Source organism: Microlunatus ginsengisoli, from assembly GCF_039537205.1.
GTDB classification, from domain to species: domain Bacteria; phylum Actinomycetota; class Actinomycetes; order Propionibacteriales; family Propionibacteriaceae; genus Microlunatus; species Microlunatus ginsengisoli.
Genome location: NZ_BAABAB010000052.1, coordinates 23,370 through 50,195 on the forward strand (window position 1 = coordinate 23,370; position 26,826 = coordinate 50,195).

Genomic DNA, 26,826 nt, shown 5'->3' on the forward strand with positions numbered 1-26,826 from the left:
CGGGTGATGATCCATGGTCATGAGGCGCTGGCTAGCGCGTGCTCGGCCGGGTCGGCGCTGACGGTTTGGGACCGGTCCGCGGCGCTGTCTTGACCACCAGCACCGGCAGCTCTGCGCGCAGGACCAGGGATTGAGTGGCGCTGCCGAGGATCAGCTTTCCGACCGGGCTGCGTCGACGGGCGCCGATGACCAGGAGGTCCGCATCGTCGGGAACGAGGTGGAGGATCTCCTCGGCGACGTCGGCGCCGTTGGTGACCTGGAGGGTCCAGTCGACCTCGCCGAGGTCGGCTTCGAACAGCAGGTCGGCGATTTCCTCCCGCAGGTTCGCCTCCTGCTGCGCGAGCAGGTCGACATCGACGACCTCCGACACGTGGATCACCAGCAGGGACGTCGCACGAAGGTGAGCTTCATGCGCTGCTTCCTGCACGGCCAAGCGACCGATGGCCGAGGGCTGGAGCCCGACGACGATGCTCATGACAAGCCTCCGTTCTCGAAGTGGTGGGATACCGGGTGCGTCCCGGGCGGGTTCAGGTGCGGCCGGGTCCCGGCACTGTGGCGCGCCCGTCTGCTTCTTCGGCGCCCGGCTCCTGCCGGGCCGCATCATCGTCGTACCGGCTCTTGATCAGGCTGGCGATCGTGGTGACGACCAGGGTCACCACGATCACCGTCAGCGACACCCAGATCGGGATCTCACCGTCCCACGGCGCCCAATCGGCCAGGTGGTAGTGGTGCAGCGCGTGCAGCACCAGCTTCACCCCGATGAACGCCAGGATCACCGACAGACCGAGCGACAGGTACACCAGCCGCTTCAGCAGTCCGCCGATCAAGAAGTACAGCTGTCGAAGACCCATCAGCGCGAACACGTTCGCGGTGAACACCAGGTACGGCTCCTGGGTCAGACCGTAGATCGCCGGGATCGAGTCCAGCGCGAACAGCAAATCGGTCGAGCCGAGCGCGATGATCACCATCAGCATCGGCGTGATCACCCGCTTACCGTCGATCCTCAGCGTCAACGTGGTGCCGTGGTATTCGTCGACCGCGTTGAACCGCCGCCGAGCGAACCGCATCATCGCGTTGTCCGGCATCTCGTCGGACTCGTCGTCGTGGTTGCGGTAGTCGATGACCAGCTTGATCGCGGTGTAGATCAGGAAGCCGCCGAACAGGAAGAACACCCAGGTGAAGCGATTGATGGCCGCGGCGCCCAGCGCGATGAAGATGCCGCGGAAGACCAGAGCGAGGACGATGCCCACCATCAGCGCGAACTGCTGCAGGTGCCGCGGCACCTTCATCGCGCCCATGATGATGACGAAGATGAACAGGTTGTCGATCGACAAGCTGTACTCGGTCAGCCAGCCGGCGAAGAACTCTCCGGCGTACTTCGGGCCCGACGTCGCCCAGACGCCCAGCCCGAACACGATGGCCAGTCCGACGAAGATGCCGACCGCGATGCCGGCCTCCTTCATCGAGGGCTCGTGCGGCCTGCGTCCGATCACGAACAGGTCGACGCCGAGCACGGCGATCATCACGACGACGGTGCAGATCCAGGTGTACAGATGAACATCCATAGCGGTGGGTCATTGCCTCCCGTACGCCTGCCGGGTGGAAAGGGCAGGTACCGACCTCGGGCGTGTTGGGCCCGCGGACCTGTGGTGTGCCTCCGATCGGCGGCACACCACCGGGTTTCGCTCCTAGGCCTGTTCGCCTGCCGGAGCAGGCTGCCCGGCGGGCTCGTCCGCCGGCGTCGAGGCGGCAGTCTCCAGGGGTGGATCCGTCCGATGTCCGTTGGTCGCCACGGTCGAGGCGTGACTGCTGCCGTTGGCGTTCTCCTTGTGTGGCTTCACCGGCACGTAGAACTTGTCGCCATAGGTCCTGGTGCCGAACTCGACGGCCTGCTCCAGCGCCACCTCGCTGCGCTGACCCCGCCGGATGAGTGGGTCGCTTCTCAGATCCTTGTACAGCGCGACGCACATGATCACCATGACGATCACGAACGGCGCGGCCATGATGATCGTGATGTTCTGGATACCCGACAGCGCGTCGCTGCCGCCCACCACCAGCATCAAGGCGGCGATCGCGCCCATCATCACGCCCCAGAACACGACGATCCGCTTGGAGGGGTGGATGGTGCCGCGCTGTGACAGGGTGCCCATCACGATCGATGCCGCGTCGGCGCCGGAGACGAAGAAGATCGCCACCAGGGTCATCGCGATGACTCCCAGCAGCCCACCGAGCGGCAGGGTCTGCAACAGGCCGAAGAGCTGGCCCTCGATCGGACGAGACGCCAGGTCGACTCCGTTCTGCTGGGCGGTGATCGCCGCGCCGCCGAAGATCGCAAACCAGATCAGGGTCACGGTGCTGGGGATCAGGATCACGCCGGACACGAACTCGCGGACGGTGCGGCCGCGGCTGATCCGGGCGATGAACATGCCGACGAACGGCGTCCAGGAGATCCACCAGGCCCAATAGAAGATCGTCCAACCGGACAGCCAGGCAGCGGTGCCGTCGCCGCCGGTGGCGGCGGTCCTCGACGCCATCTCGGTCAGCTGGCTGAAGTAGTCGCCGATCATGGCCGGGATCAGATTGAGGATCACGATGGTGGGTCCGCCGATGAAGACCACCACCGTCAAGACGGCGGCGAGCACCATGTTGATGTTGGAGAGCCACTGGATGCCCTTGGCCACGCCCGACACCGCGGACGCCACGAACGCGATGGTCAGGATGGCGATGATGGCCACCAGGAACGTGGTCCCGACCGAGTCCATGAAGCCGCCGGCGATCAGCCCACCACCGATCTGGAGGGCGCCCAGCCCGAGTGATGCGGCCGATCCGAAGAGGGTCGCGAAGATGGCCAGGATGTCGACCGCGCGACCGAAGACGCCCTCGGTCCCTTTGGCGCCGAGAAGCGGCTGGAACGCCGAGCTGATGAGTTGTCGACGCCCCTTCCGGAAGGTGCCGTAGGCAATGGCCAGACCGACGACGGCGTAGATCGCCCACGGATGCAGCGTCCAGTGGAACAAGGTGGTGGCCATCGCGACGTCGATGGCTTGCGGGGAGCCGGCCTCGACCGTGCCCGGGGGAGGGGACGTGAAGTGTGCCAGCGGCTCGCCGACACCGTAGAACATCAGGCCGATGCCCATGCCGGCGCTGAACATCATCGCGATCCAGGAGACCGTCCGGAACTCGGGACGCTCGTTGTCGCGCCCCAGCGGGATCTTGCCGTACTTGCTGACGGCCAGCCACAAGGCGAACAGCACGAAGGCGCTGGCCGCGAGGACGAAGCCCCACCCGCCACCGGCGATGACACCGGCCAGGACGGCATTGGCGACGGCGGTGAGGGTCTTGGAGCTGATCAGACCCCAGGCGAGGAGGCCGAGCACGAGCGCTGCTGCGATGCCGAAGACCACCTTGTCGGTGGGGAAGTGGTAGTGCTCGTCGGAGTATTTCGCGATCGAGGGTGGCTCGAACGGGGGAGCGGCTCCGCCGCCCGGATGTTCGTTCCCGTGGGCGGCGCCTGCCGGCTTGACGTCTTCGGCCATCGCTGGGGACGGCCTCCCTCCTGTGGTGGTCGGCGCCGGTCGCTCCCGTGGTGGTGGGAAGGCGACCGCCTGGTGGGCTCGCCCGGTCACCGGCGGTGACGGGCGGGATCTCTCAGGGCGCCTGGCGGGTGGGGGTCTGCGAACTGGTGACTCGGCCAGGTGAGCCACCGGACGGTGTCGCCCAGAGGACTCTCCTCTGTTGCGTATAGCGCGACAAGATGTGCTGTGAAGAACAATGCACCGAGAGTCCCGTAGGCGTCAAGGGTCGGACGTGACGAAGTTGTTACGCCGTCCGAAGTGGCGTCGGTGCACCGCCCGACGCGGTCGAGCTTGCCGTGTGCAGCAGCGCGGTCGACCGGGCGGCAGGTCTACAGGACCCGGCGAATGGCCTGCTCGAAGCCGATGACGTGGTCGCGCGCGAGGCCGGCGGCGGTCTCGGCGTCACCGTCTGCGATCGCCTCGAGAAGGCTGGAGTGCTCTTTGACGTGGTCGCCCAGATCGGGCAGCTTGTCGATCACGAGGCACCAGATCCGGGTGGCCAGGTTGTCGTAGCGGATCAGCACGTCCTCCAGGTGGGCGTTGCCGGTGCAGCGGTAGATGAGCTTGTGAACCGCCATGTCCTCGCCGATGAAGGTGGTGCGGTCACCGTCGACGACCCGCAGGTGACGGATGGCGGCAGCCGTCTCGCGCAGCTCCGCACGAGCCGCCGGGGTGGCGTTCTCGGCTGCTCGGCGGGCGGCGTGCGGCTCCAGCAACTGCCGGAGGTCGGAGATCGACCCGAGTTCGGTGACGTCCACGACGGTCGCGAAGGTCCCGCGTCGCGGGTAGGAGACCACGAGATGATCGGTCTCGAGCCTTTTCAGCGCCTCGCGCACCGGTGTGCGGCCGACGCCCAGCTCGGCGGCGAGTCCCACGTCGTTGATCGGCTCACCGGGGCGGATGTCGAGCATGATGAGACGGTCTTTGATCTGCTGATAGGCCATCGACGCCAGGGACGCGGTTTGGCCGCGTTCGTCGGCTGCGGTCTGTACCTGGTCGATGACCACGGTGCTCTCCCTCGCTAGCAGGTTGACATCGTCACACGCAATCAGGATACTACTGACCCTCGGTTGATATATTAGTGACATACCATGCGACCGAGGAGAGGACGAGACGTGACCCAGGTGCTGAACCAACCGCTGGCAGTCGCCGACAGCGACGTGCACGAGTCGATCGTCGCCGAGCTGAGGCGCCAGCAGTCGACGCTGGAGATGATCGCGTCGGAGAACTTCGCTCCGCTCGCGGTGATGCAGGCGCAGGGCTCGGTGCTGACCAACAAGTACGCCGAGGGCTACCCGGGGCGCCGCTACTACGGCGGCTGCGAGCACGTCGACGTCATCGAGCAGCTGGCCATCGACCGGGTGAAGACCCTGTTCGGCTCCGGCTTCGCCAATGTGCAGCCTCACTCCGGCGCCCAGGCCAACGCGGCGGCGATGTTCGCGCTGTTGCAGCCCGGCGACACCATCCTGGGCCTGTCTCTGGCCCATGGCGGCCACCTGACCCACGGCATGAAGATCAACTTCTCCGGCCGCCTCTACGACGTCGTCCCGTACGAGGTGAGCAAGGAAGACATGCTGGTCGACATGGCCGAGGTCGAGCGGCTGGCGTTACAGCATCGGCCCAAGGTGATCATCGCCGGTTGGTCGGCGTACGCCCGCCAGCTCGACTTCGCCGAGTTCCGGCGGATTGCGGACCTGGTGGACGCCTATCTGATGGTGGACATGGCGCACTTCGCCGGGCTGGTGGCCGCCGGCCTGCATCCCAACCCGGTGCCGCACGCCCACGTGGTGACCACCACCACCCACAAGACGTTGGGCGGTCCGCGCGGTGGGGTGATCCTGACCAATGACCCGGCCATTGCCAAGAAGGTCAATTCCTCGGTGTTCCCCGGCCAGCAGGGCGGCCCGCTGGAGCATGTGATCGCAGCCAAGGCGGTCGCGTTCAAGCTGGCCGCGGAGCCGGACTTCCGGGAGCGGCAGCAGCGCACGCTGCGCGGCGCCACCATCATCGCCGAGCGGCTGCTGGCCGACGACGTCGCGGCGGCCGGCGTATCGGTGGTCAGTGGTGGCACCGACGTGCATCTGGTGCTGGTCGACCTGCGTGACTCGGACCTGGACGGCCAGCAAGGCGAAGACCGGCTGCACTCGATCGGCATCACCGTGAACCGCAACGCGGTGCCGTTCGACCCGCGGCCGCCGATGGTCTCCTCCGGACTGCGCATCGGCACGCCGGCTTTGGCGACCCGCGGCTTCGGCGACGACGAGTTCGCCGAGGTCGCCGAGATCATCGCCACCGCGCTGAAGGCCGACTTCGACGAGGAGATCCAGCACCTCCTGCGCAAGCGGGTGGCGGCTCTGGCCGATCGGTTCCCCCTGTACCCCGACCTCGACAGTCTGTATCCCGATCTCGACAGTCTGTATCCCGATCTCGACAGCCACGGGTCCCGCTGATGGCCGACCTGTTGCCCGAGCACCCCGACTTCTTGTGGCGCAACCCCGACCCGAAGCCTTCCTACGACGTGGTGATCGTCGGAGCCGGCGGCCATGGGCTGGCGACCGCCTACTACCTGGCCAAGAACCACGGGCTGACCAACATCGCTGTGCTGGAGCGAGGATGGCTGGCCGGCGGCAACATGGCCCGCAACACTGCGATCATCCGCTCCAACTACCTGTGGGACGAGTCGTCGGCCATCTACGAGCACTCGCTCAAGTTGTGGGAGGGCCTGCCGGCCGAGCTGGAGTACGACTTCTTGTTCAGCCAGCGCGGGGTGATGAATCTCGCGCACACGCTGCAAGATGTGCGGGACTCGGTCCGCCGGGTCAGCGCGAACAAGCTGAACGGGATCGACGCGGAGTGGCTGGACCCGCAGCAGGTCAAGGAGCTCTGTCCGATCATCAACATCAGCGACTCGATCCGCTACCCGGTGCTGGGTGCCACCTTCCAGCCCCGCGGCGGAATCGCCAAGCATGACCACGTCGCGTGGGCCTTCGCCCGCAAGGCCGACGAGCTGGGTGTCGACCTGATCCAGAACTGCGAGGTCACCGGCTTCGTCAAAGACGGTGACCGGGTCGTCGGGGTCGAGACCAGCCGTGGTCGGATCGCGACCGAACGGGTGGGCTTGTCCGCGGCGGGTCACTCCAGCGTGCTGGCCAAGCTCGCCGGATTCGATCTCCCGATCCAGTCCCACCCGTTGCAGGCACTGGTCTCCGAGCTGCACCGGCCGGTCCACCCGACGGTGGTGATGTCGAACCACGTGCATGTCTACGTGTCGCAGGCTCACAAGGGCGAGCTGGTGATGGGCGCCGGGATCGACTCCTACAACGGCTACGGGCAGCGCGGCGGTTTCCACGTCATCGAGCACCAGATGGCGGCCGCGGTCGAGCTGTTCCCGATCTTCGCGAGGGCCCATCTGCTGCGGACCTGGGGTGGCATCGTCGACGTCACGCTGGACGCGTCGCCGATCGTCAGCTCGACACCGGTCGAGGGGATGTACGTGAACTGCGGGTGGGGCACGGGTGGGTTCAAGGGCACACCGGGCGCCGGCTGGACGTTCGCCCACACGATCGCCACCGGCCAGCCGCACCCGCTCAATGCCCCCTTCTCCCTCGAACGGTTCGTCAGCGGAGCGCTCATCGACGAGCACGGCGCCGCCGGTGTGGCCCACTGAGACGTAGCACGAGAGGAACGTTCCAGTGATCTTGATCCAGTGCCCGAACTGCGGTCCGCGCGACGAGACCGAGTACCACTACGGCGGTGAGGCCCACGTCGCCTACCCGGAGGACCCGGCCGCGCTGAGCGACGAGGAGTGGGGCCGCTACCTGTTCTACCGCAACAACCCGAAGGGGCTGTTCGCCGAACGCTGGGTCCACTCCGGCGGCTGCCGGAAGTGGTTCAACGTCATCCGTGACACCGCCACCTACCGGATCGACACCGTCTACCGGCTCGACGACCCCCGACCCAGCCTGACGACGGCGACACCGCCCCCCACGCCTAGGCCCCCATCCCCGACACCGCCTGCCCCAACCCCGGGAGCACCCCAGTGAGCAGCCAGCCACGCCGCCTGCCGAGCGGCGGCCGCATCGATCGCGCCACCGAACTGACGTTCACCGTCGACGGCGAGAGTTACGTCGGGCATCCGGGAGACACGCTGGCGTCGGCGCTGCTCGCCGCCGGTCGGATCGAGTGCGGACCCTCCATCTATATGGGCCGACCGCGCGGCATCGTGGCCGCCGGTGTCGAGGAACCCAACGCGCTGGTCAACCTGCGCCGACCCGGACAGTCGGTCGTCGAGCCCATGGTGCCCGCGACCACCGTCGAGCTGGTCGACGGGCTCCACGCCACGTTCCTCGCCGGGGTCGGCGAGCTGGATCCGGCCGAGGACACGTCGTGCTATGACAAGAAGTACGTCCACGCGGATGTCGTGGTCATCGGCGCGGGCCCCGCGGGTCTCACCGCCGCCTGGGAGGCGGCGGCGACCGGTGCCCGGGTCATCGTCATCGACGACCAGCCGGAGCTCGGTGGCTCGCTGTTGTCGGATCCCGCAGCCACCGTCTACGGAATCCCGGCCAGCGAGTGGCTGAGCCGGATCGAGGCCCAGCTCCGCAGCCGTCCCGAGGTCACGATCCTCACCCGCACCAACGCCTTCGGCAGCTATGACGCCAACTACCTCATCGCCCTCCAGAGCAGGCTCGACCATCTCGGTTCGGCCGCCGACGAGCTGGCCGGCGTGTCCCGACAACGGCTGTGGCACGTCCGAGCCCAGCAGGTGATCGTGGCCACCGGCGCCCACGAGCGGCCGCTGGTCTTCGCCGACAACGACCGGCCGGGCATCATGCTCGCCTCCGCGGTCCGGTCCTACCTCAACCGCTACGGTGTCGCTGCCGGAAGCCGGGTCGTGGTCGCCACCACCAACGACAGCGTCTATCCGATGCTGGCCGAGTTGCAGAGAGCCGGGGTCGAGATCGCCCTGGTGGCCGACGCCCGTACGACGCTGTCGTCTGCCGCGCGCACAGCCCAGGGTGCTGGCATCGAGGTGGTGCCCTCGACGACCGTGGTCGGCACCGCCGGAGACCCCCGGGTGAGTGCGGCCTTCGTCGCCGTGATCGACGAGACCGGTGTCCCGATCGCCGAGCCCACTCGGGTGGACTGCGACCTGGTCGCCGTGTCCGGCGGGTGGAGTCCGGTGGTTCACCTGCACAGCCAGCGGCAGGGGAAGCTGCGCTGGGATGACCGCCTGGTCGCGTTCGTACCGGCCGATGCCGTGGACGGTCAACAGATCGTCGGCTCCGCGCGCGGCACCCACACCCTCGACGGCTGCCTGGCCGAGGGCTCGCGGGCCGGTGCCGTCGCCTCTTTTTATGCCGGATTCATCAGTCGAGGCGGCGACCACGCTCTGTCCGCGCCGGCGGCCGATCCCCGACCGGACGGCGACACCCGTGCCTTGTGGGTGGTGCCCGGAGCCGACGGCGAGCTTGCCGGTCTGGACCGGCACTTCATCGATCTGCAGCGTGACCAGACCGTTTCCGACGTGCTGCGCGCCACCGATGCCGGGATGCGGAGTGTCGAGCACATCAAGCGGTACACCTCGATCAGCACCGCCAACGACCAGGGCAAGACGTCGGCGGTCAACGCCATCGGACTGATCGCCGTCGCGCTGAACGGAGACGCGACACCCGGCCAGGTCGGCACCACGACCTACCGCGCCCCCTACGCCCCGGTCGCGTTCGCCGCGCTGGCCGGACGCGACCGAGGCGAGCTGTTCGATCCGGCTCGATTGACCTCCATCCACCCCTGGCACGTCGCCCACGGCGCGGAGTTCGAGTTGGTGGGGCAGTGGCTGCGGCCCTGGTACTACCCGCAGGCGGGCGAGTCGCTCGACGACGCGGTCCGGCGTGAGTGCGTCGCGGTGCGCACCTCGGTCGGGATGATGGACGCCACCACGCTCGGCAAGATCGAGATCTGGGGCGCCGATGCAGGCGAGTTCCTCAACCGGATCTACACGAATGCGTTCAAGAAGCTGCCGGTCGGGTCGGCCCGCTACGGGGTGATGTGCACGCCGGACGGGATGATGTTCGACGACGGCGTGACCCTCCGGCTCGACGAGGGCCGCTACTTCATGACCACCACGACCGGCGGCGCGGCCCGGGTGCTGGACTGGCTGGAGGAGTGGCACCAGACCGAGTGGCCGGCGTTGGACGTCGCGATGACCTCGGTCACCGAGCAGTGGACCACGATCGCCGTGGTGGGGCCGAAGGCGCGCACCGTGATCGCCGAGATCGCCCCCGATCTCGACGTGACCAACGAGGCGTTCCCGTTCATGACCTTCCGCGAGACGGTCCTGGCCGGCGGCATCCCTGCTCGCATCTGCCGGATCTCCTTCTCCGGTGAGCTGGCCTTCGAGGTGAACGTTTCCGGCTGGTACGGCCAGGCCGTGTGGGAAGCCATCCACGACGCCGGCCGCGAGCTCGACATCACCCCGTACGGCACCGAGACCATGCATGTCCTGCGGGCGGAGAAGGGTTACCCGATCGTCGGGCAGGACACCGACGGCAGCGTCACCCCGGACGACGCCGGCATGGGCTGGGTCGTCTCCAAGGTCAAGGACTTCATCGGCAAGCGCTCCTACCTGCGCAGCGACACCGCGCGCACCGACCGCAAGCACCTGGTCTCGGTGCTGCCGGTGGACCGCACCCTGCGGCTGCCCGAGGGGGCCCAGCTGATCGGCCAGACGGCACCTTCCGACGGAGCCGGAGGGGTCGATGCCGGCATTCGGCCGGTGCCGATGCTGGGTCACCTGACGTCGAGCTACCACAGCGCCGCCCTGGGTCGCTCGTTCGCCCTGGCGTTGATCAAGAACGGCCGCAACCTGATCGGACAGACCCTGACCGCAGCGTTCGACGACCAGCTGGTCGACGTCGTGGTCGCCGACACCGTCCTCTACGACCCCGAAGGAAGCCGCCGCGATGGTTGAGTCAGCCCTCACCTGGTCGCCGGAGGCGCCCACCAGCCCGGCCGCTCGCGGAGCGGTCAGTCCCGCCGCCCACCTCGCCGACCGCTTCGCCGCGGCCGAGGTCGCCGGGCCGCGCGGCGTGCGCCTTCGTGAGATCCCCTTCGTGCCGATGATCGGCATCCGGGTGGCGCCGGCCTCCGGGTCCGGGGCGCGCATCGCCGCGAGACTCGCGGCGTCGCTGCCGACCTCGTGCGGCTCCGTGATCGAGAGCGGCGGCGGGGAGCACATCGTCTGGCTGTCCCCGGACGAGTTCCTGATCGTTGCGGACCGGCCGGCCGCCGGGCTGGTCGCGGAACTCGTCGACGCGCTGGACGCGGAGCCAGGGTCGGTGAGTGACCTGTCGGCCAACCGGACGACCTTCGAGCTCGCCGGTCCCTCGGCGCGCGCCGTGCTGGAGAAGGGCTGCCCGCTGGACCTGCATCCTCGCAGCTTCCAGACCGGCGCCGCGTTCGTGACCAACGTCGGGGCGGTGCCGGTCATCTTGTGGAAGACCGGGCCCGAGACGTACCGGGTGCTGCCTCGCTCTTCGTTCGCCGACTTCCTCGGCCGCTGGCTGATCGACGCGATGGCCGAGTTCGCCGCCCCCGAGGTTCCCTGACCGTGGCCAACGACCGCCCGTCCCGGCCGCAACGGACGACGTCCGGGCTGGCAGGGCCGACGTCCCGGCCCCCGCGGCCGACCGTCGCGGAGGTCTGATGGCTCTCAGTGCGCTGGACATGTTCTCGGTCGGGATCGGTCCATCGTCCTCCCACACCGTCGGGCCGATGCGAGCCGCGGTGCAGTTCGCCGAGGGGCTCCGCGAGGCCGGGCTGCTGGATTCCGTGGACAGGGTGCAGGTCGAGCTGTTCGGCTCGCTCGGCGCCACCGGTCACGGACACGGCTCCGACAAGGCCGTCATCCTCGGGCTGCAGGGCAACCGGCCGGAGACCGTCGACACCGCGACCGCCGACGATCAGGTTCGGGTGGCATCGCAGACGGGCCGGCTCGTCCTCGCCGGCGGCCGCGCGATCCACTTCTCCCGCGCCGACGACGTGGTTATGCATCGTCGGCGCAGCCTGCCCGCGCACCCGAACGGGATGGTCTTCCGGGCCTTGGGCCCGGCGACCGAGCTGCTGCGCGAGCGTACCTATTACTCGGTCGGGGGCGGGTTCGTCGTCGACGAGCACGCCGCCGGGGTGGACAAGATCGTCGAGGACTCCACGCCGGTGCGCTACCCGTTCACCACCGGCGCTGAGCTGCTGGCCATCTGCCGGCGCGAGAACCTGCGGATCAGCGACGTGATGCTGGCCAACGAGCTGTCCTGGCGGACCGAGGCCGAGCTGAGAGCCGAGCTGCTGCACATCTGGGCGGTGATGAAGGAGTGCGTGCACAACGGCTGCACGCGCACCGAGAAGGTCCTGCCCGGCGGGCTGCGAGTGCCTCGGCGAGCGCCGAAGCTGCTGGCTGCCCTCGAGGCCACCGACGACGAGACCGATCCGATCCGGGCGATGGACTGGGTGAACCTGTTCGCGTTGGCGGTGAACGAGGAGAACGCCTCCGGCGGCCGCATCGTCACCGCCCCCACCAACGGCGCCGCCGGCATCGTCCCCGCCGTGTTGCACTACTACGACAAGTTCATCCCCGGCGCCGACGACGACGGTGTGGTCCGCTTCTTGCTGACCGCGGCCGCCGTCGGGATCTTGTTCAAGGAGAACGCCTCCATCTCCGGCGCCGAAGTGGGCTGTCAAGGCGAGGTCGGATCGGCCTGTGCGATGGCGGCCGGTGGGCTGTGCGAAGTGCTCGGCGGGTCCCCTGAGCAGGTCGAGAACGCTGCCGAAATCGGCATCGAGCACAATCTCGGCCTGACCTGCGACCCGGTCGGCGGGCTCGTGCAGATCCCCTGCATCGAACGCAACGCCATGGCCAGCAACAAGGCCATCAACGCCGCCAGGATCGCGATTCGCGGCGACGGCAGCCACAAGGTGTCACTGGACAAGGCCATCAAGACCATGCGGGAGACCGGCGCCGACATGAAGATCAAGTACAAGGAGACCTCGCGCGGCGGACTGGCCGTCAACGTCATCGAGTGCTGAGCCCGGGCCCGGCGGCCGTCTGCCGGCGCCGCCGGGCAATCGGGTCGTCGGCGGGTCAGCTGATCGCGACGGCGTCGCGAGCGAAGCTGGCGCGCGCGGCGTCGAGGGTGTGCAAGAGCAGGAGTGCCGTGGTCACCGAACCCACGCCGCCAGGTACCGGGGTCAGGCCGGCCGCCACCGGGGCCACCGTGTCGGGGTCGACGTCACCGACCAGACGGCCGTCCTCGGCGACGTTGGTGCCGACATCGACCACGACGGTGTCGGGCGCGATGTGGTCCGCGGTGATCAGCCCTGGCCGGCCGACGGCGACGGCGACGATGTCGGCCGGCCGGGTGAACCGCGCCAGAGGCTTCGAGGCGGAGTGGCAGATCGTCACGGTGGCGTCGCGGTGCAGCAGCAGATGCAGCAAGGGCTTGCCGACCACCGCCGACCGGCCCACCACAGCCATGTGCCGGCCGGCGAGCGGGATCTGGTGGTAGTCGAGCAGTTCCACGACAGCGCGCGCCGTGGCCGGCGCGAAGGCCTGCTGTCCGACGAGAAGACGTCCGAGGCTGCTCGGGTTCGCCCCGTCGACATCCTTGCTGGGGACGATGCGTTCGACCAGCCGCGCCGCCGCGATCCCTGGCGGCAGTGGCGTCTGCAACAAGATGCCGTGCACCTGCGGATCGGCGCTGAGGTCGTCGAGGTGCCGGGCGATCTCGGGTTCGGTCGCCGTCGCGCCGAGGTCGACCAGCCGGCAGTCGATCCCGGTCTTGTCCGCCGCCGCGACGAGCGAACGGACGTACCACAGCGTCGACTCGTCGGCGGTGGCGACGACGACCGCCAGCACGGCCTGCCGGCCGCTGCGGCGCCAGTCTTCCGCGAGCGCGGCAACCTGCGCCTTGATCTCGGCGGCCAGGCGTCCGCCTGGCAAGGGCGTGGCGGTCATCGGTTGATCTGTCGTCGGACCGTTGCGGCCAGGGCGTCGGCGGTGTCGACGACGGTGCCGGCGTCGTTCACCGACTGCCGCAACGGTGCGGTCCGTTCGGGGTCGGTGAGTCCGGCGAGGTTGATCTCGATGTTGACCCGGGCGGTGGTCGCTGCGGCTCGCGCCGCCTCGGCGGCGGCGGCGACGTCGCTGATCACGTTGGGGTTGGCGATACCGGCGAGCCGGTCACCCAACGCGACGACGGCTGCGGCGATCACGACCAGGTCCTGCGGCGGGCCGGCGGCCGTCGCCAGCGCCTCCTGGATCGCGCTGGAGCGGCTCGCCTTCTCCTCGGGGGACGCCTTGGGCAGGCGGTAGGCGCTGATCACGGTCTGGAAGGCGGCTTCGTCCGCGTCGGCGAGCTGGATGGCGCGCGCCCGGAGGTCGTCTGCGGCAGCGGTGATCTCGGCCACCTGGTCATGCCGGTCGGCGAACCTGGCGCCGGTCGTGAAGCGGGCGACCATCGCGACCAGGGCGGCGCCTTGCGCGGCATGCAGTGCTGCCGCGGCGCCGCCCCCGGGGGTCGGGTCGCCGGAGGCGAGCCGGTCCAGATAGCGGTCGACCGACTGGCTGGCAATCACCCGCGGAGCCGCTTCATCTCGGGGTCGACCAGAGGCTCGGCGGCGACGGTGGCGGCGATCGAGCGGCCGAAGTACTCGATCTCGACGTGGTCGCCCTCGCCGATGGTGGCGGGCAGGTACGCGTACGCGATCGGCCGCCCGATGGTGTAGCCGTAGGCGGCGCTGGTGACGTAGCCGACGGCCTCGCCGGCATAGCGCACCGGCTCCTTGCCCAGCACGACCGAGCGTCCGTCGTCGACGGTGAGACAGCGCAGCCGCCGGCTGGCGGTCGCCTCCGAGCGACCCTCGAGGGCCGCCTTGCCCACGAAGTCCTCCTTGGCCGGCTTCACCGCGAAGCCGACGCCGGCCTCGTAGGGATCGTGCTCGGTGGACATGTCGGCCCCCCAGGAGCGGTAGCCCTTCTCCAACCGCAACGCGTTGAACGCCACCCGGCCGGCGGCGATCACGCCGTGCGGCTGACCGGCCTCCCACAGCACGTCCCACAGCCGCTGGCCGTTGTCGGCACCGGTGTAGATCTCCCAGCCGAGCTCGCCCACGTACGAGAGCCGCATCGCGGTCACCGGTACGCCGCCGATGGTGGCCCTCTTGGCGCGGAAGTAACGCAGGCCGTCGTTGCTGAAGTCGTCGCTGCTGATCGAGCTCAGCACGTCGCGGGCCCGGGGTCCCCACAGCCCGATGCAGCAGGTGCCGCCGGTGATGTCGCGGACCTGCGCCCACCGTTGCGGCGACTCGTGCCGCAGCCGATCGGCCTCGCGGCTGAGGTAGACCAGGTCGACCGGGGTGTTCGCACCGACCTGGAAGGTCTCCTCGTCGAGCCGGGCGACGGTGATGTCGCTGCGGATCCCGCCGGCGTGGTCGAGCAGCAAGGTGTAGGTGACCGCGCCGGGCTTCTTGGACACGTCGCCGGTGGTGAGTCGCTGCAAGAGGTCGACCGCGCCGGGCCCGGACACCTCGAGGCGACGCAGCGGGGTCATGTCGTACATGGCCACGGCGGTGCGGGTCTTCCAGGCCTCCGCGGCAGCGATGGGGGAATAGAACCGCGCCGACCAGGAGTCACGCTCGGGGGAGCGCCATTCCTCGGGCAGCCGGTCGAGCAGGCCGGCGTTGGCCTCGTACCAGTAGGGCCGCTCCCAGCCGCCTCCTTCCAGGAAGTACGCGCCGAGCTCTCGCTGACGCGCATGGAAGGGGCTGACGCGCAGGTTGCGAGGGGACTCCTTCGGCTGCAGCGGGTGCAGGATGTCGTAGATCTCCACGAAGTTCTGCTGGGAGGTCTCCTGGACATAGCTGTGCGCGAACTGGATCTCCTCGAATCGGGAGATCTCGCAGTCGGCCAGGCAGATCTGCGAGCGACCGTCGGTCAGCACCTCGGCGAGCGCGCGGGCGATGCCGGCGGAGTGGGTCACCCAGACCGCTTCGGCAACCCAGAACCCCGCCACCTCGGGTGATTCGCCGACCAGCGAGCCGCCGTCGGGGGTGAAGGAGAAGATGCCGTTGAACCCATCGGCGATCTCGCAGTCACGCAGGTCGGGCAGCAGCTCCTGGGAGGCCTTCCAACCGGTGGCAAAGTCCTCGGGGGTGAAGTCCAGCCGCGACGGCATGTTGTGCTCGTCGACGTGGTCGCCGGTGACGCCGAGCGTGGCCGCGACGATCGGCATCGGCTTGTGACCGTAGTAACCGATGCCGTACCGGTCACCGTGCTCGCGGTAGTAGAGGTCCTGGTCTTGGTGCCGCAGGATCGGCAGACCTGCTCCGTTGGGGAGCTCGTTGCGTCCGGCGAGTCCGGGCACGACGGAGGTCTTGGCGTATTGGTGCGCGAGCGGCACGAGCGGAACGGTCAGGCCCACCATGGCACCGACCTCGACTCCCCAGAAGCCCGCGCAGGAGACGACGATGTCGGCCGGGATGGTGGCCGTCGGGGTGACCACGCCGGTGACGTGCCCGTCGGCCCGGTCGATGCCGACGACCGGTGTGTTGCCCAGGTAGCTGACGCCCGCGGCCGCGCTGCGTTGCATCAGCAGCTGGGTGGCTCGCGCCGCCAGAGCGAGGCCGTCGGTGGGGATGTGCAGACCGCCGAGCACCATGTCGCGGTCCAGCAGGGGATAGCGGCGGAGGCACTCTCCCGCGTCGAGCAGGTGGGTCTCGATCCCCCACGAGGTGGCCCAGCCGTGCTTGCGCTGCAGCTCCGCCAGCCGGGCCTGGGTGGTGGCGACCTCGAGACCTCCGACCTGGTTGAAACAGTCGATCGACAGGAGCTTCTCCACGGTGTACTTGGCGAAGAGGGTCATCGACTTCGACGGGTTGGTCTGGAAGACGAGGCCGGGTGCGTGCGAGGTCGAGCCGCCCGGCATCTCCAGCGGGCCCTGCTCGACGACGGTGATGTCGGACCAGCCGCGTGAGGCCAGCTCGTCGGCGAGATTGACGCCGACGATGCCGGCGCCGATGATCACGACACGTTGGGTGGAGCCCATGGGGATGCCTCTCGGTGGATCGGGCGGTCAGCGGAAGACGACGGTGCTGGCACCGTGCAGCAGGATGCGGTGCTCGCAGTGCCAGCGCACCGCGCGGGACAGGGCGAGACACTCGGCGTCCTGGCCCACCGTGGACAGGGTGCGCGGGTGGTAGGTGTGGTCGACCCGGATGACTTCCTGCTCGATGATCGGACCCTCGTCCAGATCCGCCGTGACGTAGTGCGCCGTCGCACCCACCAGCTTCACGCCGCGGTGGTAGGCCTGGTGGTAGGGCTTGGCGCCCTTGAAGCCGGGCAGGAAGGAGTGGTGGATGTTGATCGCCCGTCCTTCCAGCTGCCGGCACAGGTCATCGGACAGCACCTGCATGTAGCGGGCCAGCACGACGAGGTCGATGTCGTACTCGTCGACCAGCTGCAGCAGGCGGGCTTCGGCCTCGGGCTTCGTGGACGGCGTGACCGGCACGTGGATGAACGGCAGCCCCGCAGCCTCGGCCATCTGGCGGAGGTCCTCGTGATTGGACACGACCAGCGCGATCTGGCCGGCGAGGGTGCCGGCTCGCCAGCGGAAGATGAGGTCGTTGAGGCAGTGGGCGAACTTCGACACCATCACCAGCAGCCGTGGCTGGGACTCGTCATGAAAGGAGAAGCTCATGTCGAACTGCTCCGCGGTGGCCCAGAAGTCGGCGATCAGCCGGTCCAGGTCGAACGGTTGCTCGGCGGCGAACGCCGTGCGCAGGAACAGCACCTCCCGCTCGCTGTCGTCGAACTGGTGGTGCTCCACGATGTCGAGCCCGTGGGCCAGCAAGAAGCTGGTGACCGCCTGCACGATGCCCGGGCGTTCGGGGCAGGTCAAGGTGAGCACGCCCAGTGACCGGACGCGTGCGCCGCGGGTGTGGACGCCAGCATCGGCGGAGCGCGGCGCCGACACGGCGAACGGCTCGGTGGCGGAGTCGACGGCAGACAACACACACTCCTAGTGGATGAGTCATATCGGATTGATATATCAGCGGAGATTACCGTCGGGGGAGGAGATCCGTCAACTGCTCGACGTCGCTCGGTGACAATCCTCGAACGCTCTTGACGGCATCGGCACCTCTGCGTCAGAGTTGCGCATAGCGCACACTCTTGCATCTGATGCAACGATCCTTCATCGTTGATCCCCATCAAGCAGCGAGGGTTCATGCGTCCACAGGCACGCTGATCCCACTCGACCCGAGGAGAAGCCTCCGTATGTTCGCCGCCTGTCCGCGATCGGCGATCGAGCCTGGTGAAGCCTTGCGCTTCGACGGTCCCGAGACCGCGGGTGTCCCGATCGCCATCTTCCAGACCGAGGACGGGGAGTTCTTCGCCGTCGACGACACCTGTACCCACCAAGACGCCTCGCTGGCCGACGGCTGGCTGGAGGGGTGTGAGGTCGAATGCCCGCTGCACGCCTCGCGCTTCGACCTGCGCACCGGAGCGGTCGACGCACCGCCGGCGAAGCGTCCCATCCGCACCCACGCGGTCACGGTGAGCGCGGACACCGTCTTCGTGACGATGTCCGACCAGGTGCCGAACCTGCCTCCCGGGGTCGTCCCGGGCGCTCTCGCATGAGCACGACTCCCCACCACGTGGTCGTCGTCGGCGCCTCGCTGGCCGGGCTCTCCACCGCTCGAGCCCTCCGCGGCCAGGGCTTCACCGGCCAGGTGACGGTCATCGGCGACGAGGTCCACCGCCCCTACGACCGACCGCCCCTGTCCAAGGAGTTCCTCGCCTCGATCGCCGACCAGCTCGAGCTTTCGCTGGAGGCCGACGGCGAGGACCTGGACGTCACCTGGCGGCTGGGCGAGCGGGCCAGCAGCCTGCAGCATCGCCCTGACGGGGGCGCGACCATCCACCTGCAGGACGGCGGGACGGTCAGCGCAGACCGGGTGGTCATCGCCACCGGTGCCTCGGCCCGTTGCGGGATCCCAGGCCTGGGGCTGCCGGGGGTGCACCTGCTGCGAACCCTCGACGACGCCGTGCGGCTGCGACGAGATCTGCACGACGCCGTCGCCAGCGGACGGCCCGTGGTCGTCGTGGGAGGCGGCTTCATCGGCTCCGAGGTCGCGGCCACCGCCAGCCAGCTGGGTTGTCGGGTGACGCTGGTCGTGCCCGACGACGTGCCGCTGCGTGCGGCGCTCGGGCCGTATGCCGACGCCGTGGCCGACCTCCATGCCGCCCACGACGTGACCGTTCGCGCGAACGCCCGGGTGCAGGCTGTCCGCGGCGGCGCCGCCGGGTTGGAGGTCATCCTGGAGAGCGGCGACCAGATCCCCGCCGCCACGGTCGTGGTCGGGATCGGCGCCGTACCCGCCGTCGGCTGGCTCGCCGACTCCGGCATCGATCTCGGCACCGGCGCGGAAGCCGTCCGCTGTGACGAGCACGGAGCAACCAATCTGGAGGGTGTCTACGCCGTCGGCGACTGCGCCGCCTGGCACAGCCCGGGACTGGGGTACCACTACCAGATCGAGCACTGGACGTCCGCGAAGGAACGCGGTGCCGTAGTGGCCGCGCGGCTGCTGGACGCCGAGCGCATCCCCACGTGTCGCCCGCCGTACGTGTGGTCCGACCTCTACGGCAAGAAGCTCCAGCTGGCCGGCTACCGCGACCTCGCGGACCATCCACCGGGCCCGGAACACACCTTGGACTCCGGCAGCATCGGCGACGGCAGCTTCACCGCGGTCTTTCGCCGCTCCGGCGACCCCGTCGCCGTCTTGTCACTGGATCAGCCGCGCCAGTTCGCCGCCGTCCGGCGCCGGCTCGTTTCCGTCGCCGTACCCACCCCCGCCGAAGGAGCTTCCGCATGAGCACTCTCACCGACGACCACGCCCCGACGCCGGACCCCTCGATCTTCGAGCCCGCCGGTGAGCACATCTCCGACAGTCTGCTGCGGACGTTGCCCGGCGACGCCTACGGGTCTGCGGAGATCTTCGCCCGGGAGCAGGAGAAGATCTTCGAGAAGATGTGGTTGTGCGCCGCGCGCGGCAGCGACCTCGCCAAGCCGGGTGACTTCAAGACGGTGCAGATCGGCAAGGAGAGCCTGATCATCAGTCGCAACCGCAAGAAGGAGCCGCGCGCCTTCTTCAACATCTGCCGGCACCGCGGGGCCCGGGTGTGCAGTGAGGAAAGCGGTAGCGGCAAGCGCTCGTTCCAGTGCCCCTACCACGCCTGGACCTACGACCTCGACGGCAAGCTCATCGCCGCTCCCAACCTCACCAAGATGCCGGACGTCGGCCGCGAGGAGTACGGCCTGCACCAGGCGCACGTTCGCGAGTGGCTCGGCTACATCTGGGTGTGCCTGGCCGACGAGCCTCCGTCGTTCGAGGACACGGTGATGGGCGCGGTGCGCAGCCGGCTCGGAGACATCGAGTCCATCGATCACTATCAGGTCGAGAATCTCGTCGTCGGCAAGCGCATCGTCTACGACGTCAAGGCCAACTGGAAGCTCATCGTGGAGAACTTCATGGAGTGCTACCACTGCGCCACCATCCACCCCGAGCTCACCGAGGTGTTGCCGGAGTTCGCCGACGGCTTCGCCGCGCAGTACTTCGTCGGCCACGGCGCCGTGTTCGGCGACGAGGTCAAGGGCTTCACCGTCGACGGGTCCGAGGGGGTGGAGAAGATCCCCGGTGTCACCGACGACCAGGACCGTCGCTACTACGCCGTCACGGTCCGTCCCAACGTGTTCGTGAACCTCGTTCCCGACCACGTCATCTTCCACCGGATGTTCCCCGTCGCCCATGACCGTACGATCGTGGAGTGCGACTGGCTGTTCCTGCCGGAGGTGGTCGAGTCCGGGGTCGACCTGGAGAAGTCGATCAAGCTCTTCGACCTGGTCAACCGGCAGGACTTCGAAGCCTGTGAGCTGTGTCAGTCGGTGACCAACTCCAAGAAGTACGAGCACGGCGGCGTCCTGGTGCCCAGCGAGCACCACATCGCCGACTTCCAGAACTGGACGGCGTCGGCCATCGCCGGCTGAGCCGCGTCCGCCCCCCATACCCATCTCATCCGACGAAAGCAGGAGAACGTGCCGCAGCAGGTCCAGGGAGTCATCTCGCGAGCCAAGGATGCTCCCGTCGAGCTGGTGACCATCAACGTGCCCGATCCCGGTCCGGGCGAGGCGGTGGTCAAGGTCCAGGCGTGCGGGGTGTGCCACACCGACCTGCACTACGTCCAGGGTGGCATCGGTGACGACTATCCCTACCTGCTCGGTCACGAGGCCGCCGGCGTGGTGGAGTCGGTCGGTGCCGGCGTCCGCGACCTGGAGCCGGGCGACTACGTGATCTTGAACTGGCGCGCGGTGTGCGGCAGCTGTCGCGCCTGCAAGCGGGGCCGGCCGTGGTATTGCTTCGCCACCTTCAACGCCACCCAGCGAATGACGCTGGAGGACGGCACCGAGCTCTCTCCGGCCCTGGGCATCGGTGCGTTCATCGACAAGACGCTGGTCGCGGCCGGCCAGTGCACCAAGGTCGATCCGGCGGCACCGGCGGAGGTCGCCGGTCTGCTCGGCTGCGGGGTGATGGCCGGTCTGGGTGCCGCCATCAACACCGGCAACGTCGGGCGGGGCGACAGCGTCGCTGTGATCGGCTGCGGCGGGGTCGGCGCCGCAGCGGTCGCCGGTGCTCGGCTCGCCGGCGCCGCCACCATCATCGCGGTCGACATCGACGACCGGAAGCTGGCCAAGGCCGTCGAGCTGGGCGCGACCGACACCATCAACTCGCGGGAGGTCGACGCCGTCGAGGGCATCCAGAGCCTCACCGGTGGCTTCGGTGCCGACGTGGTGATCGACGCGGTGGGCCGGCCCGAAACCTGGAAGCAGGCGTTCTACGGCCGCGACCTCGCCGGCACCGTGGTGCTCGTCGGGGTGCCGACCCCGGCGATGCAGCTGGAGCTGCCCCTGCTCGACGTGTTCGGCCGCGGCGGGTCGCTGAAGTCGTCCTGGTACGGCGACTGCCTGCCCAGCCGGGACTTCCCGCTGCTGATCGACCTGTTCCTGCAGGGCCGGCTGCCCTTGGACGCCTTCGTCACCGAGATCATCGGCATCGACGACATCGACGCCGCATTCGCCAAGATGCACGGCGGAGACGTGCTCCGCTCCGTGGTGAAGCTCTGATGCCCGGGGCAACCGCCCGGACTCGCGCCAGGATCGATCACACCATCACCTCCGGCACGTTCTCCCTGGACGGGCAGACTTTCGACGTCGACAACAACGTCTGGGTGATCGGCGACGACGAGGAGTGCGTGATCATCGACGCGCCGCACGACATCGCGACCATCGTGGAGATCGTCGGTGGTCGCCGGGTGGTGGCGGTGCTGTGCACCCACGCGCACGATGATCACGTACGGGTCGCGCCGGAGCTCGGCCGGGCGGTGGAGGCACCTGTGCTGCTGCACCCGGCCGACCTGCCGGTGTGGCGGCTCACCCACGACACGCCGCCGGACGGTGAACTGGCCGACGGGCAGCAGATCCCGGTCGCCGACGTCACGCTGCAGGTGATCCACACCCCGGGACACGCTCCGGGCGCGGTCTGCTTCTTCGCTCCCGACCTCGGGGCGGTGTTCACCGGCGACACCTTGTTCAACGGTGGGCCCGGTGCGACCGGCCGCTCGTTCAGCGACCACGACCTGATCGTGACCTCCATCAACAAGCGGCTGATGTCGCTGCCCGACGAGACGGTCGTCAAGACCGGGCACGGCGACGACACCACCATCGGCGCCGAACGCGCCAACGTCAGCTGAGACCGCGCCGAACCGGACCGGGGGCCTCACGGTGGCCCAGGTGACCTCACGGCCCACGCGAGGAGAAAGAAGAGGTCCTTGGATGGCCAAGCGGCACTACCCAGCACATCGCGATCACGTCGACGAAGAGAAGCTGACCGTCACGGCGCCGGAAGATCACGCGGCGGGCGTGCGAGCGGTGGCGGTCTCGATGGGCCGGGCGCTGCACCACATGGGTCCGGCCCGCACCGCCCGGACCTTGTTGAAGCTGAACCAGGCCGACGGCTTCGACTGCATGAGTTGCGCCTGGCCGGATCCGGATCCGGAGCATCGGCACACGGCGGAGTTCTGTGAGAACGGGGCCAAGGCCGTGGCCGAGGAGGCCACGACGGCCCGGGCGACGCCGGAGTTCTTCGAGCGCTATCGAATCGTCGATCTCGATGCTCGCAGCGAGCACTGGCTGGGTCAACAGGGCAGGATCACCCACCCCATGATCAAGAGACCGGGCGCTACCCGCTACGAGCCGATCGAGTGGTCCGCCGCGTTCGCCGTCATCGCGGCCGAGTTGAACGACCTCGCCAGCCCCGACCAGGCGCTCTTCTACACCTCGGGCCGGACCTCCAACGAGGCGGCCTTCACCTATCAGTTGTTCGTGCGGGCGTTCGGCACCAACAACCTGCCCGACTGCTCGAACATGTGCCACGAGTCGACGAGCGTCGCCCTGGCCGAGAGCATCGGCATCGGCAAGGCGTCGGTCACCCTGAGCGACATCTACAGCGCGAAGTTGATCGTGCTGGCCGGCCAGAATCCCGGCACCAACCATCCGCGCATGCTGAGCGCCCTGGAGATCGCCAAACGCAAGGGCGCCAAGATCTTGACCATCAACCCGCTGCGCGAGGCGGGTTTGGTCAACTTCCGTAACCCACAGCTCGCCCGCGGCGTCGTCGGGCACGGCACCGACCTGTCCGACCTGCACCTGCCGGTCAAGATCAACGGCGACCTCGCCCTGTTCCAGGCGTTCGGTCATCTGCTGGTGAGCTGGGGTGCGATCGACGAGTCGTTCATCGCGCAGTACACGACAGGATTCGAGTCCTGGCGGCGCCACATCGAGAACCTCGACTGGGACTTCGTGACCGAGACCACCGGGCTCGACCGCGACCAGATCGTGGCGGCGGCCGAGATGATCGCCGGCTCGACCGGCACCGTGTACTGCTGGGCCATGGGTCTGACCCAACACCACAACTCCGTCGCGGTGATCAAGGAGGTGTGCAACCTGGCCTTCCTGCAGGGCAACATCGGCAAGCGCGGTGCGGGGTTGCTTCCGGTCCGAGGTCATTCCAACGTCCAAGGCGACCGGACGATGGGCATCTGGGAACGGCCGCCCGAACAGTTCCTCGATGCGCTGGCAGCCGAGTTCGGGTTCGAGCCACCACGCGAGCACGGCTACGACACGGTGGATGCGATCCGGGCACTGCGGGACGGCAAGGCCAAGGTGTTCATCGGATTGGGCGGCAACTTCGTGCAGGCCGCACCCGACACCGACGTGACGGCGGCGGCACTGCGCAAGGCATCCTTGACCGTGCAGGTCTCCACCAAGCTCAATCGCTCCCATCTGGTCTGCGGTCGGACCGCGCTGATCCTGCCCACGCTCGGCCGGACCGAGACAGACGCGCAGGCTAGTGGCCCGCAGGTCGTCACGGTGGAGGACTCGATGTGCAGCGTCCACGCCTCGCGAGGGCCGTTGGCGCCGGCCAGCCCGCAGCTGCGGTCCGAGGTCGCCATCGTCACCGGAATCGCGGAGGCCACCCTCGGCGGCCGTCACGGGATCGACTGGGCCGCGATGCGCGACGACTACGCCGTGATCCGCCGCCACATCTCCAAGGTCGTCCACGGCTGCGAGGACTACGAGGCCAAGATCGCCCAGCCGGGCGGGTTCGTGATGCCCCATCCGCCCCGCGACGAACGGCGCTTCGACACCGCGTCGGGCCGGGCCGAGTTCGCCACCTCGAGCATCCAGGCCCTGCAGATCCCGCCGAACCACCTCGTGCTGCAGACCCTGCGCAGCCATGATCAATACAACACGACCATCTACGGGCTGAGCGACCGCTACCGAGGAATCGACGGCGGCCGCCGGGTGGTGCTGGTGAATCCGGCCGACATCGTCCGGCTCGGCTTCGAGGAAGGTGACGTCGTGGACCTGGTCACCCACTGGCCCGGCGACCGGCACCAGCGGCGTGCCCCGTCCTTCCGCATCATCGGATACGAGACTCCGCAGGGGACGGCGGCCGCCTACTACCCCGAGACCAATCCGCTGGTTCCGCTGGACTCCACCGCGCTGGGCAGCAACACGCCCACGTCGAAGTCGGTGATCATCCAGCTGGTGCCCATGGGCTCACCGCCCGCGCTCGATGCGTCCCAGCGGCCGCTCCGCGCCGATGACGCTCACAAGAGCCATCCGCAACCGGAATACCTGGCCTAGAGGTGGTGCAGCGGGGCCGGACTCCCGGAGACACCACACAGACCGAACTCTCCTGGCTGCAGGGTGCGCGTTTCGAGATCCTCCCGACCCGCAACGTCGAAGAGCTCGTCCGGCAGCATCTTCCGCTGGACAGGGTGATCACGATCACCGCCTCGCCGGCCAAGGGACTCGAGGCAACCATGGCGCTGACGGAGCGACTCGCCACCGCCGGTTACGTGGTGGTGCCGCACCTCGCGGCCCGCATGATCCGTGACCGAGCCGAGCTGGCGGAGCTGGTCGATCGGCTGGTGGGCAGCGGCGTCACCCGCATCTTCGTGCCCGCCGGCGACGCCGACCCGGTCGGCGACTACGTCGATGCGCTCGGGCTCCTGCGCGACCTCGGGATGCTGGGCGCCCCGTTCGACCAGGTCGGCATCACGGGCTACCCGGAGTCACATCCCAGCATCCACGACGATGTGACCATTCAGGCGATGTGGGACAAGCGCGTCCATGCCACCCACATCGTGAGCAATCTGACGTTCGACCCGGCAGTTGTTCGCGCCTGGCTGGAGCGACTCCGGGCTCGCGGGGTGACGACTCCGGTGCTGTTGGGTGTGCCCGGGCCGGCCGAGCGGGCCAAGCTGTTGACGATGGCGACCAAGATCGGGGTGGGGGAGTCGACCCGCTTCCTGACCAAGAACAAGGGCCTGTTCGCCAGGCTGGCCACGCCGGGTGGTTTCACCGGTGATCGGTTCATCCGAGACTGCGCCGCCACGCAGACTCCGCCGGGTCTCGTCCAGGGCCTGCACGTGTTCACCTTCAACCAGATCGCCGAGACCGAGGCCTGGCGGTCCCGCCTGCTGAACGCCGTGCGCGGCTGACTCAGCCGTCCTCGCCCCAGTAGCCCATTCGTCGGCTCAGGTCGTCTGCGGCGCTGTCCAGTCGACGTACCACTTCGTCCACCCGCTCGGGGCCGAGCCGGTACGCCGGACCCGAAGCGCTCAAGGCCGCGATCACCGCACCGTCCTCGCCACGCACCGGGACGGCGACGGCGTTCAGCCCGGCTTCGAGCTCGCCGAAGCTGACGGCATACCGCAGATCGGCGATCTGGGTGAGCTCGCGGCGAAGAGCATCGGTGTCGGTATGGGTGTCGCCGGTGTAGCGGTCGAGGCCGCGCGCCAGCAGGTCGTCTCGACGACCCGCGTCGAGGTAGGCCAGCAGCACCTTGCCGCTGGAGGTGGCGTGCAGTGGGGTCAGCTGTCCGATCCAGTTCTGGCTGACGACCGAGGCCTGACCCCGCGACTGCACGATGTTGACGGCGAAGTGTTCACGCAGCACGGCAACATTGATCGACTCGCCCACGAGCGCGGCGAGCTTGTCGGTCAACGGTCGGGCCTGCTCGGCGAGGTCGTGCTGCACGTTCACCCGACGGGCAAGGCGCACCAAGCCGAAGCCGAGCCGGTATTTGCCACGCTCGTTCAGCTGCTCCACCATCTCCCGCGCCTCCAGGGCGCCCAGCAGCCGAAACGCCGTCGACTTGTGCACCCCGATCTCGTTGGCGAGCTCGCTCACGCCACCGGACCCCCACACCGCCAGCAGCTCCAGCACCTGCAGGGCGCGGTCGACAGACTGGAGGTTCGATCCGGTCTCGGAGTTCGTCAGGGTCATTCCGTCCTCTCCACGGGTGTCGACGGCCGCCGCCCGAACCTCAGGCGGTGGGACGGTCGCGTGCGGTGCCGATCGCACGAACCCCACACCCTCATGCGCGTTGCGTTCCCTGCACAGCATCGCACAAGGTGCAACAGTTGGAAAGGGACCATGGTCCTGAGGGCTCCGGCGCGCGGCTGCGAGTCTCAGGAACCGTGTCCCTACCAGCGTAGTTCGATCTGAGCCGGCCACCGCCCCCGGAAGCGGGCGTGCCGCCGTCTGCAGAATGGCGTTTCTCCATCCGAGACGCG

22 protein-coding genes are annotated in these 26,826 nt (G+C 68.6%); 13 read left to right on the top strand and 9 right to left on the bottom strand.

Annotated features, from left to right (window positions below):
• Positions 1-31: 31 nt before the first annotated feature.
• The 4 genes from ABD747_RS25240 to ABD747_RS25255 form a co-directional block, all read right to left on the bottom strand.
• Entirely contained in the window at positions 32-475 is a 444-nt protein-coding gene (locus ABD747_RS25240) for a universal stress protein (protein ID WP_344809918.1), read from the bottom strand.
• Positions 476-527: 52 nt separating this feature from the next.
• On the bottom strand, positions 528-1,565 hold the full coding sequence (locus ABD747_RS25245) for a TerC family protein (RefSeq protein ID WP_344809919.1): 1,038 nt from the start codon (positions 1,563-1,565) through the stop codon (positions 528-530).
• Positions 1,566-1,688: 123 nt separating this feature from the next.
• Entirely contained in the window at positions 1,689-3,536 is a 1,848-nt protein-coding gene (locus tag ABD747_RS25250; RefSeq protein WP_344809920.1) for a BCCT family transporter, read from the bottom strand.
• Positions 3,537-3,904: 368 nt separating this feature from the next.
• Positions 3,905-4,741: a GntR family transcriptional regulator gene (locus tag ABD747_RS25255; RefSeq protein WP_344809921.1), complete on the bottom strand. Its 837-nt coding sequence runs from the start codon at positions 4,739-4,741 to the stop codon at positions 3,905-3,907.
• On the opposite strand from ABD747_RS25255, the gene glyA reads away from it, so the two are divergent.
• From glyA to ABD747_RS25285, 6 genes are all read left to right on the top strand, one after another.
• Positions 4,691-6,025, top strand: coding sequence for a serine hydroxymethyltransferase (gene glyA, locus ABD747_RS25260; RefSeq protein ID WP_425562582.1), 1,335 nt, complete (start codon positions 4,691-4,693; stop codon positions 6,023-6,025). The two genes, ABD747_RS25255 and glyA, sit on opposite strands and share 51 nt — an antisense overlap.
• Positions 6,025-7,242, top strand: a complete 1,218-nt coding sequence (locus ABD747_RS25265) for a sarcosine oxidase subunit beta family protein (protein WP_344809923.1) — start codon at positions 6,025-6,027, stop codon at positions 7,240-7,242. Before glyA ends, ABD747_RS25265 begins: the two co-directional genes overlap by 1 nt.
• A gap of 25 nt (positions 7,243-7,267) precedes the next feature.
• Positions 7,268-7,618, top strand: a complete 351-nt coding sequence (locus ABD747_RS25270; protein ID WP_344809924.1) for a sarcosine oxidase subunit delta — start codon at positions 7,268-7,270, stop codon at positions 7,616-7,618.
• Positions 7,615-10,545, top strand: coding sequence for a 2Fe-2S iron-sulfur cluster-binding protein (locus ABD747_RS25275; RefSeq protein ID WP_344809925.1), 2,931 nt, complete (start codon positions 7,615-7,617; stop codon positions 10,543-10,545). The genes ABD747_RS25270 and ABD747_RS25275 overlap by 4 nt, the downstream gene beginning before the upstream one ends.
• Positions 10,538-11,182, top strand: coding sequence for a sarcosine oxidase subunit gamma (locus ABD747_RS25280; protein WP_344809926.1), 645 nt, complete (start codon positions 10,538-10,540; stop codon positions 11,180-11,182). Before ABD747_RS25275 ends, ABD747_RS25280 begins: the two co-directional genes overlap by 8 nt.
• Before the next feature lie 97 nt (positions 11,183-11,279).
• Positions 11,280-12,656, top strand: a complete 1,377-nt coding sequence (locus tag ABD747_RS25285) for an L-serine ammonia-lyase (RefSeq protein WP_344809927.1) — start codon at positions 11,280-11,282, stop codon at positions 12,654-12,656.
• Between the two features lie 55 nt (positions 12,657-12,711).
• Here ABD747_RS25285 and ABD747_RS25290 read toward each other — a convergent pair whose 3' ends face one another.
• Genes ABD747_RS25290 through purU form a run of 4 tightly spaced genes read right to left on the bottom strand, consistent with a single transcriptional unit; the run spans position 12,712 to position 17,635 of the window.
• Entirely contained in the window at positions 12,712-13,584 is an 873-nt protein-coding gene (locus ABD747_RS25290; protein WP_344809928.1) for a bifunctional 5,10-methylenetetrahydrofolate dehydrogenase/5,10-methenyltetrahydrofolate cyclohydrolase, read from the bottom strand.
• A complete protein-coding gene (locus tag ABD747_RS25295; protein WP_344809929.1) occupies positions 13,581-14,204 on the bottom strand; it encodes a cyclodeaminase/cyclohydrolase family protein in 624 nt (207 codons plus the stop codon). The genes ABD747_RS25290 and ABD747_RS25295 overlap by 4 nt, the downstream gene beginning before the upstream one ends.
• Positions 14,201-16,672 (bottom strand): GcvT family protein, encoded by a 2,472-nt coding sequence (locus ABD747_RS25300; RefSeq protein WP_344809930.1) that lies wholly within the window; start codon positions 16,670-16,672, stop codon positions 14,201-14,203. Before ABD747_RS25300 ends, ABD747_RS25295 begins: the two co-directional genes overlap by 4 nt.
• 27 nt (positions 16,673-16,699) lie before the next feature.
• A complete protein-coding gene (gene purU, locus ABD747_RS25305) occupies positions 16,700-17,635 on the bottom strand; it encodes a formyltetrahydrofolate deformylase (protein WP_425562583.1) in 936 nt (311 codons plus the stop codon).
• Positions 17,636-17,901: 266 nt separating this feature from the next.
• Between purU and ABD747_RS25310 the strand changes: the two genes are divergently transcribed.
• From ABD747_RS25310 to ABD747_RS25340, 7 genes are all read left to right on the top strand, one after another.
• Positions 17,902-18,264, top strand: coding sequence for a bifunctional 3-phenylpropionate/cinnamic acid dioxygenase ferredoxin subunit (locus ABD747_RS25310; protein ID WP_344809931.1), 363 nt, complete (start codon positions 17,902-17,904; stop codon positions 18,262-18,264).
• Positions 18,261-19,499 carry an NAD(P)/FAD-dependent oxidoreductase gene (locus ABD747_RS25315; RefSeq protein ID WP_344809932.1) on the top strand — a complete coding sequence of 413 codons (1,239 nt, stop codon included), beginning with the start codon at positions 18,261-18,263 and terminating at the stop codon, positions 19,497-19,499. Before ABD747_RS25310 ends, ABD747_RS25315 begins: the two co-directional genes overlap by 4 nt.
• Entirely contained in the window at positions 19,496-20,671 is a 1,176-nt protein-coding gene (locus ABD747_RS25320) for an aromatic ring-hydroxylating oxygenase subunit alpha (RefSeq protein ID WP_344809933.1), read from the top strand. Before ABD747_RS25315 ends, ABD747_RS25320 begins: the two co-directional genes overlap by 4 nt.
• A 48-nt stretch (positions 20,672-20,719) precedes the next feature.
• Positions 20,720-21,805 (top strand): S-(hydroxymethyl)mycothiol dehydrogenase, encoded by a 1,086-nt coding sequence (locus ABD747_RS25325; RefSeq protein ID WP_344809934.1) that lies wholly within the window; start codon positions 20,720-20,722, stop codon positions 21,803-21,805.
• Positions 21,805-22,431, top strand: a complete 627-nt coding sequence (locus tag ABD747_RS25330) for an MBL fold metallo-hydrolase (RefSeq protein WP_344809935.1) — start codon at positions 21,805-21,807, stop codon at positions 22,429-22,431. Before ABD747_RS25325 ends, ABD747_RS25330 begins: the two co-directional genes overlap by 1 nt.
• An 82-nt stretch (positions 22,432-22,513) precedes the next feature.
• Positions 22,514-24,889: an FdhF/YdeP family oxidoreductase gene (locus ABD747_RS25335; protein WP_344809936.1), complete on the top strand. Its 2,376-nt coding sequence runs from the start codon at positions 22,514-22,516 to the stop codon at positions 24,887-24,889.
• A 134-nt stretch (positions 24,890-25,023) separates the two neighbouring features.
• Complete coding sequence (locus tag ABD747_RS25340; RefSeq protein ID WP_344809937.1) at positions 25,024-25,749, top strand: methylenetetrahydrofolate reductase; 726 nt, start codon at positions 25,024-25,026, stop codon at positions 25,747-25,749.
• 1 nt (position 25,750) lies between these two features.
• Here ABD747_RS25340 and ABD747_RS25345 read toward each other — a convergent pair whose 3' ends face one another.
• Positions 25,751-26,536 (bottom strand): IclR family transcriptional regulator, encoded by a 786-nt coding sequence (locus tag ABD747_RS25345; RefSeq protein WP_344809938.1) that lies wholly within the window; start codon positions 26,534-26,536, stop codon positions 25,751-25,753.
• Between the last annotated feature and the right edge of the window lie 290 nt (positions 26,537-26,826).

Bases quoted from the DNA above. Each gene is read 5' to 3' on its own strand.
- ABD747_RS25315 (WP_344809932.1), top strand. From the start codon at position 18,261: ATGAGCACGACTCCCCACCACGTGGTCGTCGTCGGCGCCTCGCTGGCC.
- ABD747_RS25280 (WP_344809926.1), top strand. From the start codon at position 10,538: ATGGTTGAGTCAGCCCTCACCTGGTCGCCGGAGGCGCCCACCAGCCCG.
- ABD747_RS25330 (WP_344809935.1), top strand. From the start codon at position 21,805: ATGCCCGGGGCAACCGCCCGGACTCGCGCCAGGATCGATCACACCATC.
- ABD747_RS25240 (WP_344809918.1), bottom strand. From the start codon at position 475: ATGAGCATCGTCGTCGGGCTCCAGCCCTCGGCCATCGGTCGCTTGGCC.
- ABD747_RS25290 (WP_344809928.1), bottom strand. From the start codon at position 13,584: ATGACCGCCACGCCCTTGCCAGGCGGACGCCTGGCCGCCGAGATCAAG.
- ABD747_RS25265 (WP_344809923.1), top strand. From the start codon at position 6,025: ATGGCCGACCTGTTGCCCGAGCACCCCGACTTCTTGTGGCGCAACCCC.
- ABD747_RS25300 (WP_344809930.1), bottom strand. From the start codon at position 16,672: ATGGGCTCCACCCAACGTGTCGTGATCATCGGCGCCGGCATCGTCGGC.
- ABD747_RS25285 (WP_344809927.1), top strand. From the start codon at position 11,280: ATGGCTCTCAGTGCGCTGGACATGTTCTCGGTCGGGATCGGTCCATCG.
- ABD747_RS25345 (WP_344809938.1), bottom strand. From the start codon at position 26,536: ATGACCCTGACGAACTCCGAGACCGGATCGAACCTCCAGTCTGTCGAC.
- ABD747_RS25245 (WP_344809919.1), bottom strand. From the start codon at position 1,565: ATGGATGTTCATCTGTACACCTGGATCTGCACCGTCGTCGTGATGATC.
- ABD747_RS25320 (WP_344809933.1), top strand. From the start codon at position 19,496: ATGAGCACTCTCACCGACGACCACGCCCCGACGCCGGACCCCTCGATC.
- ABD747_RS25310 (WP_344809931.1), top strand. From the start codon at position 17,902: ATGTTCGCCGCCTGTCCGCGATCGGCGATCGAGCCTGGTGAAGCCTTG.
- ABD747_RS25335 (WP_344809936.1), top strand. From the start codon at position 22,514: ATGGCCAAGCGGCACTACCCAGCACATCGCGATCACGTCGACGAAGAG.
- ABD747_RS25250 (WP_344809920.1), bottom strand. From the start codon at position 3,536: ATGGCCGAAGACGTCAAGCCGGCAGGCGCCGCCCACGGGAACGAACAT.